At 40.2% G+C, this 12362-nt stretch carries 12 protein-coding genes; 1 reads left to right on the forward strand and 11 read right to left on the reverse strand.

Features of this window, described 5'->3' with window-relative positions:
• Window positions 1-393 precede the first annotated feature (393 nt).
• The 7 genes from ABJH64_RS02630 to acnA all read right to left on the reverse strand — a co-directional run bounded on the left by ABJH64_RS02630 (window position 394) and on the right by acnA (window position 8113).
• Window positions 394-684, reverse strand: a complete 291-nt coding sequence (locus tag ABJH64_RS02630; protein ID WP_348299622.1) for a hypothetical protein — start codon at window positions 682-684, stop codon at window positions 394-396.
• A 515-nt stretch (window positions 685-1199) separates the two neighbouring features.
• A complete protein-coding gene (locus ABJH64_RS02635) occupies window positions 1200-1742 on the reverse strand; it encodes a hypothetical protein (RefSeq protein ID WP_348334755.1) in 543 nt (180 codons plus the stop codon).
• Window positions 1736-2032: a hypothetical protein gene (locus ABJH64_RS02640; protein ID WP_348299621.1), complete on the reverse strand. Its 297-nt coding sequence runs from the start codon at window positions 2030-2032 to the stop codon at window positions 1736-1738. Before ABJH64_RS02640 ends, ABJH64_RS02635 begins: the two co-directional genes overlap by 7 nt.
• 286 nt (window positions 2033-2318) lie before the next feature.
• Window positions 2319-2996 (reverse strand): hypothetical protein, encoded by a 678-nt coding sequence (locus ABJH64_RS02645; protein ID WP_348277031.1) that lies wholly within the window; start codon window positions 2994-2996, stop codon window positions 2319-2321.
• Window positions 2997-3166: 170 nt separating this feature from the next.
• Entirely contained in the window at window positions 3167-3556 is a 390-nt protein-coding gene (locus tag ABJH64_RS02650) for a hypothetical protein (RefSeq protein ID WP_348335616.1), read from the reverse strand.
• Window positions 3516-4952 carry a hypothetical protein gene (locus tag ABJH64_RS02655; RefSeq protein WP_348277033.1) on the reverse strand — a complete coding sequence of 479 codons (1437 nt, stop codon included), beginning with the start codon at window positions 4950-4952 and terminating at the stop codon, window positions 3516-3518. Before ABJH64_RS02655 ends, ABJH64_RS02650 begins: the two co-directional genes overlap by 41 nt.
• 383 nt (window positions 4953-5335) lie before the next feature.
• Window positions 5336-8113: an aconitate hydratase AcnA gene (gene acnA / locus ABJH64_RS02660; RefSeq protein WP_348299617.1), complete on the reverse strand. Its 2778-nt coding sequence runs from the start codon at window positions 8111-8113 to the stop codon at window positions 5336-5338.
• Between the two features lie 272 nt (window positions 8114-8385).
• Here acnA and ABJH64_RS02665 point away from each other — a divergent pair, with 272 nt between their 5' ends.
• A complete protein-coding gene (locus ABJH64_RS02665; RefSeq protein ID WP_348276878.1) occupies window positions 8386-9330 on the forward strand; it encodes an endonuclease/exonuclease/phosphatase family protein in 945 nt (314 codons plus the stop codon).
• A 6-nt stretch (window positions 9331-9336) separates the two neighbouring features.
• On the opposite strand, the gene ABJH64_RS02670 is transcribed toward ABJH64_RS02665, so the two are convergent.
• From ABJH64_RS02670 to ABJH64_RS02685, 4 genes are read right to left on the reverse strand one after another with little or no spacing between them, the layout of a single operon-like run.
• Window positions 9337-10314, reverse strand: a complete 978-nt coding sequence (locus ABJH64_RS02670; RefSeq protein ID WP_348276879.1) for an MlaD family protein — start codon at window positions 10312-10314, stop codon at window positions 9337-9339.
• Window positions 10311-11063, reverse strand: coding sequence for an ATP-binding cassette domain-containing protein (locus ABJH64_RS02675; RefSeq protein WP_348276880.1), 753 nt, complete (start codon window positions 11061-11063; stop codon window positions 10311-10313). Before ABJH64_RS02675 ends, ABJH64_RS02670 begins: the two co-directional genes overlap by 4 nt.
• Window positions 11064-11066: 3 nt before the next feature.
• Window positions 11067-11864, reverse strand: coding sequence for an ABC transporter permease (locus ABJH64_RS02680; protein WP_348276881.1), 798 nt, complete (start codon window positions 11862-11864; stop codon window positions 11067-11069).
• Window positions 11865-11923: 59 nt separating this feature from the next.
• Window positions 11924-12295 (reverse strand): response regulator, encoded by a 372-nt coding sequence (locus tag ABJH64_RS02685; RefSeq protein ID WP_348276882.1) that lies wholly within the window; start codon window positions 12293-12295, stop codon window positions 11924-11926.
• Between the last annotated feature and the right edge of the window lie 67 nt (window positions 12296-12362).

Here is a 12362-nt window from a genome sequence, read left to right on the forward strand (position 1 = left end):
AGATCGAAGCGGACGATAGTAAAGTTTTAGCCAATCGGCGCCAAAGACACATCACGCCAATCCTGCATCTCCGATGCGGCAGAATCCAATACAGAGTGTAGGGTAGTTGATGAATTTACAAACGGTAGCCCTGAAAGTGCGGAACTTCACAGTTTCGCACTTTCAGGGCTATCCTCTTATTTTAGTTCTATACTCCCGGTTTTTCCTGGGGACATGAATTGTTTCAATCCTACGGATCTTTTTTTGAACTATGAATTAAATTTATGAAGCGTTGATGGGTTAAAAATTTGGCTGTGGGTTCAAAAGAGAATAAAGATTTCAAAGAAACCTTCCGAGTTAATATAAAAAAAATAACGATTGTGTATTTCAAATTTTACTACCATTTCCTTTGAATTATTCATTAGCAACATGAATTACTTTTCCAGCCTCATCAAATGTTATCACCACTCCTTCAGAGCTACCGAAGGGAGCATGATATATATAACTCGAATCAGCTTCATTCAAATATACATGTGAAAGCCCTTTAGTTTTTGGTTCTCCGATAAGCTCCATTACCATGTTTTTGGTCATCCCTTTTCTCACAGATTTAGCTTTCTCCATCTTGTTTATCCCTATTTGATCAGATATCAAAAAGAAACCAAGACCTATACTAACTATGACTATAATAAATATTCTAATTTTCATATCTACTTCGACTAGATGTATCGCAACAATTTGGATTTTAAATCTCATTTCTATACATAGAACTTAAAAGGAATTGTTTCAAGTAAGTCACGAATACAAAGGAATTTCGGTCAATAGCTTCTCCGCTGGGTTTAGACAGAACACGAGGTACCTGGGTGAAGTTTGGCTGCCCTGCAAGCTGGCCCAAGGCTAAAACAACTCGCGGCAGTAGGTTGTTTTTAACGCCTTGTCCTACCCCAATATCCTTACCAATTTTCAATTGGCTAGAACAATCAAACTCAACCCAGACCACCTACCCTCTTGAGTGAGATTTTTGACGATGGAATGAAAATATAGGATTCGTCCGAATTGCAAATTCTAGAAATAGTAAGGTGTAGATACAATCTACACCGAGTGCTAACGATATACCTACTACACCCAGCGGGGGAATTGCGACTATAATCTATTTTGAAATATCATTCAAGAAACCGTTTTCTAAGCTGATGAATTAAACTATCCATTAAGTTTTAAGATCATTAATCTACAATCATCAAAAGCACATAAACTTCGCAAAACCTCTCCCATACACCTTCTTCAGTTTTCTTGTAAAAATTAATCTGTTCTATCCAACCAACTCTATCCAACATAACTGCGAAATCTCCTTTTATAATCGGCGCAGATACATATCTAATCATGTTAGAATCATATTCGGAGACAAGTTTGACTTCAAGGCTTTCTAACTTTGACGATTGTATTTTCTTAGGCCCCAATTCATTTGTTACAATTGTACTTAAGCTACCCAAGATTTCTTCATCAATATACTTTGAAAACTCACTGGTTTTAAAAATAGCATCTTCACGATATCCACAAAATCCTTCTTGACTACTCAACCATTTTAAATTTAGATAATTACTCCAATAATACCCAAAATTTGTGTTTTCATAAACCTTACCCTTCAATAATTCTAAATTAAGTATGGCATATTGTTCTTCCGTGAGTTCTTGGTCTTGCCCGTAGAGCAAGCCAAAATTCATAAATAACATTATAAAATATAGATATTTCATTTTCTTAATCAACATGGGTTACTTTTGGCATCAGCAGCATTGGTCGCTTCATCTGATAGTATCTTCAAATATTCATTTAACTTATCCCCGGCTATTGCTACAAAAGCTTCATTTGGCTCCCCTGTATCATAGTCCAGCAATCCCCCACATGCCATGGCGATATAATACTCAAAATCCAATTGGTTCTGATTATTACCATAGTTCTCATCCCACATAGCTAGAGAAAAAGCCATCCCCAAAACATATTGTCCCATCAACTCATGATGGGCATCTGCTAAATTAGAAATACCATTATGCTCAAACATACCAAGAAGCAAAATCGACCAAAATCCAGATCTACTCAGATTTTTGTAATTGGGGGGGGTATAATGTTTTTCATATTTTGGGTTTAGATAAGTGGTTAATTACTTCTTCAGTTTAGGCTTTCTAGGATTTAAAAGCAACAGTAGTTTGAAAATTTTCTTGGTTTTTCTCCCGTATAAGCTCTCCTAGGCAACTACCTTAACTAGCAAAACCCGCCATTTCTGACGGGTTTTGCTTATTTTATTTTCATAAGGAAAAATAAAATCAAAAAGATCAACTCCTCCTTAGCTAATCCTTTACCATAACAATCTCGCTATCAGAACCATCTTTATGCAAAAGTTTCAATCCACCCGTTTTGGTAATTAGATATTTTGCAAGGAAAGGTTTCTCGAAATATTCAATATCCGAATCGGAGAGCACAACTTTAAGCTCTGTGATAAATCCCCAGAAATCTTCTAGATCAATATATAATTTTCTATATCCTAAGAAGGAAATAATTACTTTGTCCGCCTCCCTACCAGTAGTATAAATTCTAGCTTCCCCATTTTCATTGGTAACTTCTCCGCTCAGTGTTGCTTTTCCTTTCATTATTGAAACTTTAGTATGTGGGATAGTCTCACCTGAATAATCCACCACTTTTATCTTCAATGAGGCTATACTATCTCCAAAGTTTGAGTCAAGTCCGAAATCACGTCTAATTGTATCCGTTTTGGAAATGACTTCAAAATAGGATGGACGTGGATGCTCAATACCCTCATGAAACAAAAGCAAAGTGTCCTGCTTCACAAAATAGTATCCTTTGCTGATAGTCTTTTCGCCATGTGTTCCATAAAGCACATAGTCAAAATGATGATCCTTCTTAAATTCTATTTGTAGGTTGCCATGATCCACACCTCGGGGAGTCCATGAATACTTACCCTCCAAATCCTCTTGAGCAAAGCTTGAACTTAAGGAGTAAAGATTCATACAAATAAGTAGTATCAGTTTCCTAAAAATCTGCATCATTTCTTCAAGTGAATTACGAAATCTTAATAACTAAAGATATCATATGATTATCTACCAAACAAAAAAACCCGCCATTTCTGACGGGTTTTGATTTATCATCAACTAAAACATTTCAGTTATTCAAACTAATATTATGGAATAAAATCTACGTGTTCAGCAGTGTCAATTTCTAATTCCACATTAATAGGAATTCTAGAAGGCTCTAAATTATCGACGATTTTTGGAAGAAAGCCTACCATCCCAAAGTATAATACACAATCCTCTATATCACCTTTGTAATCTATTGAATACAACCCTTCACCGTCAGAGACAGTACCCTCGAGATAATGACTTGAAATATCTAAGGAATCTCTGTGTTTAAGTAGAACCGAAACTTGCCCTATTGGCTCCTTTGTTTTCGAGTCCACAATCATACCTGAAATATTGTTTTGACTAGTACATGAAAACAAAACACATAATGTAATTGTGAGAACAACAAATTTAACAACCTGCATCATTTCCCTTTTTACCACTTTCTCCATTTTGTTCATTATTTATAATGTTTAAAATTCTACTCCTATCAGAAGATGAAGGAACACTTTCTTGAAACCAAGGACTTAAAACATAATTGTTATTTCCAGAGGGATCATAATGCGTTAAACCTCCCCAAGCTAAATCTTTATAATATTGGAGAGAAATTGAAAGCCCATTTAATTGACCATATTCATATAATGATATTGCAATTTTATCTACAAAATTAGAAGCAAATAATGCATGCCCTTGGTTAGGGACTAATTTTGGAACTAAAGAAAACCAATTATCTCCCATGAGAACTGATTTCTCTTCAACAGTCAACTGCAAATTTTGAACTGTTACGAAATATGCATGCACGGATTCATGCAAAATAGTTCTGGCGATAGATATATCAGTTGCGTTTGACAAGTTTGTCGAACTAAAACTTGTGGAAACCCCGTTATTATATGATGTACTAGTGGATGCATTACTCAAACCAGTATCCGAACTTTTCACAACCCAATTATATCCGGGAGTATCCCCTGCAAATTGCGAAACGATATTGCCTACCCCAGTAGTCAAGGACTTCAAATCAATTAATATATCTTTAATACAAGGGTTCAGCTGCGTATCATCAATTTGATCCTCCCATTCATCAATTAACTCTTCATCACTAGGAATATAAGGCCCTCCTCCTCCAGACCCACTACCCGATCCTCCACCAGGTGTAGGTCCAGTCGGACCCGTGTAAGTCCCAGCTCCAGAACCAGGATTATATTGATCGGAACATTTTGGATCCTCATAGGCTATAACATCAAAACACTCGATACCAAACTCTGGCAGAACGCATGTCCCACTACTACAATCCATCTCTTCATCATCTCCAAAGTTGAAGCAAACTTCTTCCATGATTGGCGTGCAGTTAAGCGCCGCATTAGCATTTAAGCTGCCTTTCTTGCCAGATTCATTCTTTGGGAAATAAGTATATACCTTCTCACCCTTCTCCACATACCAGCCAGTACTCAATTCTTCACCCCAGGATATCATCTGTATATCACCAGTGAAATCTTCGCTCCAAACTGTATAATTATTGACTTGTAGCTTTCTCTGCTTGGGTACAGACACCTCAGGGAAATACTTGATGATAAACTTGGTAAACCATCCGTCTTCTCGTTTCTCTAAAATCAATCGGAAGAAGGAATCTTGCTGCTTTCTTTTGATGTCGTTGATCGTCTTGGCTGATCGGATGGGCACTGAGAAAACATTGTATGTGATTTCCACTTCAATCACTCTGCCTTCTTCATGGACTATAGCTTTGTTCCAATGGATTTTCTTGATCTGATTTCTGACTCTAGCATTCGAGGCCGATGTGATTGGCACCTCAAACTCCTCCTGTGGTCCAAACCAAGCCTTGGATTCTTCCACTGCCTGCTACAAATCGGAAACGGGAACAACTGCAGGTTCTTCCTCAGGTACGCAGGAATTAAAAACCAGAACCATACATAGGAGCAAAATCGACTAAAATCCAGATCTACTCAGATTTTTGTAATTGGGGGGGTATAATGTTTTTCATATTTTGGGTTTAGATAAGTGGTTAATTACTTCTTCAGTTTAGGCTTTCTAGGATTTAAAAGCAACAGTAGTTTAAAAATTTTCTGATTTTTTCTTCTAGTCAAGCTCGCATATCCATATATCTAAAAAAACTAAAACCCGCCATTTCTGACGGGTTTTGCTAATATAAAATCCAGCACCAAATCCAACATTTGCGGCAGCCTACACCGGTCACCGGACATCAAACATCCAACTCCCTACTCCTTCAAGAAATCCCTCAGCACATAATTCAAAATCCCTCCATGCTTGTAATAAGCAATCTCCACTTCTGAATCCAATCTGGAAAGCACTTCGATTTTCTTCTCTTGAGACTCGGATTTGACAATCACTTCAAACTTCTGACCTGGAGTCAAACCCGATTCGATTCCTACAATACTGAATTCTTCTTTGCCAGTTAATCCTAAGCTCTCAGCACTATCTCCCGGCAAGAACTGTAGTGGCAATACACCCATTCCAACCAAGTTGCTTCGGTGGATACGCTCGTAGCTTTCTGCTATTACTGCTTTTATCCCGAGCAAAGTGGTTCCTTTAGCAGCCCAGTCACGAGAAGAACCCGAACCGTATTCTTTGCCCGCTAGAACTACTAATGGAACACACGCTTCTCTGTATTTCTCGGAAGCTTCGAACACCGTCATTTCTTCACCGGAAGGAATATAAGTTGTAAATCCACCCTCTTGCTTACTCAATTGGTTTTTGATCCGCACGTTGGCGAAAGTTCCTCTCACCATGACCTCGTCATTTCCTCTTCTCGATCCATAGGAATTAAAGTCCGGTCGCTCCACACCTCTGCCGTTCAGGTATTTCCCCGCAGAAGAATCCGGCCTGAATGATCCTGCTGGCGAAATATGATCTGTGGTGATAGAATCCCCAAGTTTCAAGAGCACACGGGCGTTCAGAATATCTTTTGCCGAAGGCACATCTATAGAAATATCCTTGAAGAATGGTGCTTCCTTGATATAAGTACTGCTATCATCCCAAGGATAGATTTCTCCTTTTGCAGATTCCAGCTCTTTCCAGATATCGTTTCCTTCGAAGATCTCTCCATAGCTTTTTTGGTAATCCTCCGGAGAAAGAACCTTTCTGGAAATTTCGGCTATTTCCTCATTGGTAGGCCAGATATCTTTCATATAAACTGGTTCCAGATTAGGATCATAGCCAATGGGCTCGTTATATAAATCCACATCCACACGACCTGCAATGGCATAAACCACCACCAGCATCGGTGACATGAGGTAATTCATTTTCACTTGCGGGTGAACTCTAGCTTCAAAGTTTCTATTTCCAGAAAGCACTGAAGCCACTACCAAATCATTATCCTCCACGGCTTGCGCAATGTGCCTGGGAAGCGGGCCTGAGTTCCCGATACAAGAAGTACAGCCGTAACCCACGGTATGGAACTTCAAAGCTTCCAGATCTTCCAGCAGTTCCGCTTTCTCCAGGTAATCCGTCACCACTTTAGAGCCTGGCGCCAAGGAGGTTTTTACCCATGGCTTCACATCCATTCCGAGTTCCCTAGCTTTTCTAGCTACCAATCCTGCACCCAGCATCACCGAAGGGTTTGAAGTATTGGTACAGGAAGTGATCGCGGCAATGACGATGGAACCATCGTACAATTCAAATTTATCGTTATGAAGTTTGACTGAAACAGATTTCAGTCCATTCTTGATTCTTGTTTTGATCTCGGTCTCAGCCGGAGCCTTAGCGTCTGACTGATCATCCGTCTGCCCACCACCCTCTTCTACAAAGCGTGCTACTTCTTCTCTTTTATCGATTGGTATATAGTGACGTCCATGAACGGACTCTAATAACTCACCAAACTTAGGTTTAAAATCCTTCACCAAAATTTTATCCTGAGGTCGTTTTGGACCAGATACTGTTGATTCCACTGTGCCCAAATCCAATTCTACCACAGAACTATACTTGATCTTATCCTCATCGTTTCTCCAAAGCATGTTCGCTTTGCAATAGTCCTCCACCAATTTGATCTGATCTGCTGATCGATTGGTTTTACCCATGTAATCCAACGTGCGATCATCAATCGGGAAATAGGTAACCGTACAACCAAACTCAGGAGACATATTGGAAATCGTCGCTCGATCTGGCACAGAGAGATTATCCAGCCCAGGGCCGAATACCTCCACAAATTTACCCACTACCCCATGCTTTCTGAGCAATTCGGTGATGGTCAAAACCATATCTGTTGCTGTAGTTCCTGCAGGTAATTTGCCCGTAAGCTTCAATCCGACCACTTCTGGCATGATGAAGTAAATCGGCTGTCCAAGAATAGCTGCTTCTGCCTCGATTCCGCCCACTCCCCAGCCTACAACTCCGATTCCATTGACCATAGGCGTATGCGAATCCGTGCCGACAAGGGTGTCAGGAAAAACCAATCCATCCCGCTCGATCACACCTTGAGCTAGGTATTCCAAATTTACCTGATGGCAAATACCCATTCCCGGAGGAACGACTGAGAAGTTATTAAATGTTTTTTGAGCCCATTTCAGGAATTTGTAGCGCTCTGAGTTTCGTTCGTATTCCTTTTCTACATTTTTCTGATAACTGTAATTTGTGCCGAAATAATCCACCTGAACAGAGTGATCAATTACCAGATCTACAGGAATAAGCGGATTTATTTTGCTGGCATCCTTTCCTTTTCGGTTTGCCTCAGACCTTAGTGATGCGATATCCACCACCGCCGGTACTCCCGTAAAATCCTGCATTAACACTCTTGCCGGCTTGAAAGGAATATCTTTGTCTGAAGCTTCTGGTGACCAAGCCATCAGAGTCTCCAAATGCTCTTTGGTGATGGCGAAGTCATCGAAGTTTCTGAGCGCATTTTCTAATAATACCCGGATAGAAAATGGCAACTGACTAATGGATTGGCCATTTGCCTGCAGTTTTTCCAAACTCCAATAGCTGTACTCGCCAGTCGCGGTTTTGAGGGTAGATTTGATGTGGTATGGGTCTTGACTCATAATAAAAAGGGGCTTTAGTGAAAAAAAGAGTTAATTGATGTCACTCAAATTCATGTTTAGTATTCCATCTCTGGTAGATGAGTCCCAAAGTCTTGCCATTTTACAAGAAGAATACCCAACTTTAAGTTAACTTAAACATTTCAAACTTCCTTATGGGCTACCTATTGTTAAGAATTTTCAGTGCGTTTTTCATATTCGCCACATTTTTTCCCCTAGTAAAACTGGACTATTGGTGGGTCAGGATTTTTGATTATCCCCGACTTCAGAAACTCATGATCCTCCTCATCCTGCTCGTGTTGTGGCTAGTTCCTTTTGGCGGGTCAGTGACTTTGGAATCTTATATCTGGGTGGTCTTACATGCTATTTGTGCATTTTACCTGGTTGGGAAAGTGGCTCCATTCACCGTATTGGGAAAAAAAATGATTAAAACGGTTCCTTTTTCAGAAGAAGCCGGTATTCATATTCTGGTGGGAAATGTATATCAATACAATACAAAATACCATAAAGCAATCGCACTCATAGAGAAAATTGACCCTGATTTAATTTTCTTTGTAGAAACGGATCAGAAGTGGGAAAAAGGCTTAAGCATCTTAGAAAAGCGCTATCCTACCCAGATAAAGCTTCCCTTGGATAATACCTATGGATTACTTCTATATACCCGAATGGAGATCATCCGTCAAGAGATCAATTACCTGATTGACGAGGAAGTGCCCTCGTTAGAACTAGACGTAAAGCTTCGGAATGGGGAAATAATTACCATTTACGCGATTCACCCTACACCTCCTGTACCTAGTGAAAATGACAAAAGCACTGAACGGGATGCTGAGATTTTGCTGGTGGGAAAAAAATCTAAAAATAACCCAAAGCCTTCCTTAGTTATAGGCGACCTCAATGATGTCGCTTGGAGCTACACTACGGAGTTGTTTCTCAAAAACTCAGAGATGGCCGATCCACGCAGGGGAAGAGGTCTTTTCAACACATTTCATGCTAAGGTCCCGCTTTTCAGATGGCCCCTGGATCATATTTTTCTGAGTAAAGATTTTGGATTAGCCAGCATCAAGGTGCAACAAGGGATAGGTTCGGATCATTTCCCCATCTCACTACAAGCCGTGCTGACCAAAACAAAAGATACGCAAACGATGAAGGCAAATGGAGATGAAAAAAAAGAAGCCCGTGAGAAAATTTCTAACGGGCTCAGTGAAAATGGAAAAGAATAAACTTTCTTAATTATTGGCTTTTTCTTCTGCTTTTTGCTTTCTCTTGAATCCTTTATTGAACGGCCAGGTGTATTCCAATGCTTCCATACCGCGGTTCAGATTATAAGTAGCAGAATCAGCATTCTCCAAGGTACTCTTCAGGCTTTCGGCAAACTCCGGGTCGTTTAGAAGCATTCCCACAGAGTTATTTGGATCACTGAATTTCTTGGTCACTTCAGTCAACTCAGCGGTCATCTGCTGGGCATTTTCAGCTGCTACATTTAACCCTTCCAACGTCTGCTTGATTTCAGTCACCATAGTGGTGTCTGTCACCAGCTCATTGAATAGATTTCCTTTTTGATTCAATTTGGCAGTAAAGTTTTGCAGTTCGGCGATCATTTTATTGCTTCTCGCAGAAGCCTGATCTAGGTTTCTAACAATCGCTTTGAAGTTTTCGGCAATCAGGGAATCTGTCATGGCAGCGCCTACCATTCCTTCACCTTCTGCGAGCTTACTGGTTAGATTTTTCAGGTTGCCCGTGATCTCTACCAGATTCTCATTGTTCACTTGAAGCGTTTCCATCATCTGATCAGTATCCAGTGGCATCACAGATTCTAGTCTATCGCCATCCTCTACGGGCGGAGCTAAGGTCGTTCCACCATAGATTACAATGATTTTATTACCAATCAAACCATCCGAGCTAATGGTAGCTTTGGAGTCCTTTCGGATGAATTCCACTACTTCCTCCTCCACATTCATTTCTATTTCTACCTGAGAATCTCCATAGAAATTGATTTTTCGTACGGTTCCGATTTTCACACCAGAAAACCAGACGTTATTTCCTGCCTGCAGACCACCGATATCATCGAAAACCGCTTTAAGCTGTATTGATTTTACAAATTTCTTCTGCTGACCACCTAGGGTCAAAATCCCAGTTACCAGAATTGCTATGCCTACGAAGACAAATATTCCTACTATGACTGATCTCTTATTTTCGCCTCTCATGAGTTGATAAAATTATAATCGTAAAATGATTTTATACGTTCGTCCTCTGCATTTGGGAAAACCTCCTCAAAAGGCCCCACCGCATCAAACTGTCCATCCAATAAAACTGCCATACGGTCTCCAGTGACTTTGGCACAGGTCAAATCGTGTGTAATGACGATAGATGAGGTGTTGTACTCTTCCCGCACCTGCACGATCAAGTTATTGATATCCATGCAAGTAATCGGATCAAGCCCAGCTGTAGGCTCATCGTACAGCATGATTTCAGGTTCCAGAATTAAGGTTCGTGCTACACCGATTCTTTTCTTTTGTCCTCCGGAAAGCTCCGAAGGCATCTGATTAATCGATTGAGGCAATCCTACACTATCTAAAAGTCCTTCGATTTTCTTATCCTTTTCTTTCCTGGAGAGGTTTTTCACATTCCTTACCAAAGGAAATTCCATGTTCTCTTTCACCGTCATACTGTCATAAAGGGCAGAGTTTTGAAATGAAAAACCGATTTTGAGGCGCAATTCATTCAAAGCTTTGGTGCCCAAGTTTGCAACATCTTTTCCTAAGACTGTCAGAGAACCACTATCCTGTTTCAACAGCCCGACCATGATTTTGATCAAAACTGACTTTCCTGATCCTGATTTTCCCAAAACCACCAGGTTCTCCCCTTTGAACAGATCCAGATCCACTCCTTTGAGCACGTCTAGGTCTCCAAATGACTTCTTTAATCCACGTATTTCTACTACTTTCTCTTCCATTGCTTACATCATTCGAATTGCATTCACGATCTGAAGAACCAGCAGTTCTTCAATAAATATCAGGAACATCGCCATCACCACCGCAGCATTTGCAGCGCGTCCGACACCCTCCGTTCCTTTGGAAGAATTATATCCTTTGTAACAGCCCACTATACCAATAGTGAAGCCAAAAAGTAGGGATTTCAATACGGATGAAATAATGTCCAAGAAGCTGATCGCATCAAAAACCTGAATAAAAAAGGTAAGCATGCTGACATTTTCATTAGAATTCACACTAAGAAAAGATCCCATCAAAGCCACAAAATCCGTGAACATTACCAGCACAGGCAGCATAAATGTGGTGGCCAATACACGGGTGACGACTAGGAATTTGAACGGATTCGTGGCTGACACTTCCATTGCATCGATTTGTTCAGTCACTTTCATAGATCCGATCTCAGCACCTATGCTCGAACCTACCTTACCGGCAGCAATCAAAGCCGTCACTAAAGGCCCCATCGCACGCACTACCGCAATGGAGATGAGGGAAGGAAGCCAAGAGGTAGCCCCAAATTCTGATAAGGAAGGACGGGATTGGTTGGTAAAAACGATACCCACAATGAAACCAGTCAAGGCTATCAAGGGAAGGGATTCTACGCCTATCCTGTAGCACTGCTGTACCACTTCTTTGAATTCATAAGGCGGTAGGAACACCTCCTTGAAAAACCTCCTTACAAAGTTCCAAGCATCTGCCAGTCCGGTAAAAAACTTATCTATTTTCTTTGAAAGCAGGGGCTTTCGGTCTGCTGCTTTTTCAGTCATACATTCTTAAAGATGGCTCGAAATTAATTAAAATATTGGTAAGGATAGAAGAATATAGCTCAAAGTCCAAGGATTGCCAATAGGTCAGATTCCCCTAGTGGTTTTTCCAAAATATTGGTGATTCTACTATCCAAATTTGCTCTCTGAATTTGGGATCTTTCTACAGATCCAGTCTGCAAAATGATCTGAGAATTAGGTGCTACTTTTTCAGCTTCATTCACAAAATCCCACCCACTCATTTCCGGTAGATTCACATCCACCAGAAGCAAATCTACAGTTTCTGATTTTAAGAAATTCAATGCCTTGGTCGGAGTATCGAAATAAACAAATTCGAGACCAGAGTCAATTTTCAAAAGTCTTTTTTCCACTAAGATCTTTTGGATTCTATCATCATCTAGCAAAAGGATTTTTTGAATGCTTCTAGATTTCATTGGGGTGAGTGTGGTGAAAAAAAGGGGTGAGTTGGATCTGCTAAGTTTAAAAATTCTAAATCAAAAT

Source organism: Algoriphagus sp. (assembly GCF_039969895.1).
Lineage (GTDB): Bacteria > Bacteroidota > Bacteroidia > Cytophagales > Cyclobacteriaceae > Algoriphagus.

What these genes read in the sequence shown, in the direction of transcription:
- ABJH64_RS02630 (WP_348299622.1), bottom strand. Translation starts at nt 684, where the DNA reads ATGAAAATTAGAATATTTATTATAGTCATAGTTAGTATAGGTCTTGGT.
- ABJH64_RS02635 (WP_348334755.1), bottom strand. Translation starts at nt 1,742, where the DNA reads ATGTTGATTAAGAAAATGAAATATCTATATTTTATAATGTTATTTATG.
- ABJH64_RS02640 (WP_348299621.1), bottom strand. Translation starts at nt 2,032, where the DNA reads ATGTTTGAGCATAATGGTATTTCTAATTTAGCAGATGCCCATCATGAG.
- ABJH64_RS02645 (WP_348277031.1), bottom strand. Translation starts at nt 2,996, where the DNA reads ATGAATCTTTACTCCTTAAGTTCAAGCTTTGCTCAAGAGGATTTGGAG.
- ABJH64_RS02650 (WP_348335616.1), bottom strand. Translation starts at nt 3,556, where the DNA reads ATGGAGAAAGTGGTAAAAAGGGAAATGATGCAGGTTGTTAAATTTGTT.
- acnA (WP_348299617.1), bottom strand. Translation starts at nt 8,113, where the DNA reads ATGAGTCAAGACCCATACCACATCAAATCTACCCTCAAAACCGCGACT.
- ABJH64_RS02665 (WP_348276878.1), top strand. Translation starts at nt 8,386, where the DNA reads ATGATCCTCCTCATCCTGCTCGTGTTGTGGCTAGTTCCTTTTGGCGGG.
- ABJH64_RS02670 (WP_348276879.1), bottom strand. Translation starts at nt 10,314, where the DNA reads ATGAGAGGCGAAAATAAGAGATCAGTCATAGTAGGAATATTTGTCTTC.
- ABJH64_RS02675 (WP_348276880.1), bottom strand. Translation starts at nt 11,063, where the DNA reads ATGGAAGAGAAAGTAGTAGAAATACGTGGATTAAAGAAGTCATTTGGA.
- ABJH64_RS02680 (WP_348276881.1), bottom strand. Translation starts at nt 11,864, where the DNA reads ATGACTGAAAAAGCAGCAGACCGAAAGCCCCTGCTTTCAAAGAAAATA.
- ABJH64_RS02685 (WP_348276882.1), bottom strand. Translation starts at nt 12,295, where the DNA reads ATGAAATCTAGAAGCATTCAAAAAATCCTTTTGCTAGATGATGATAGA.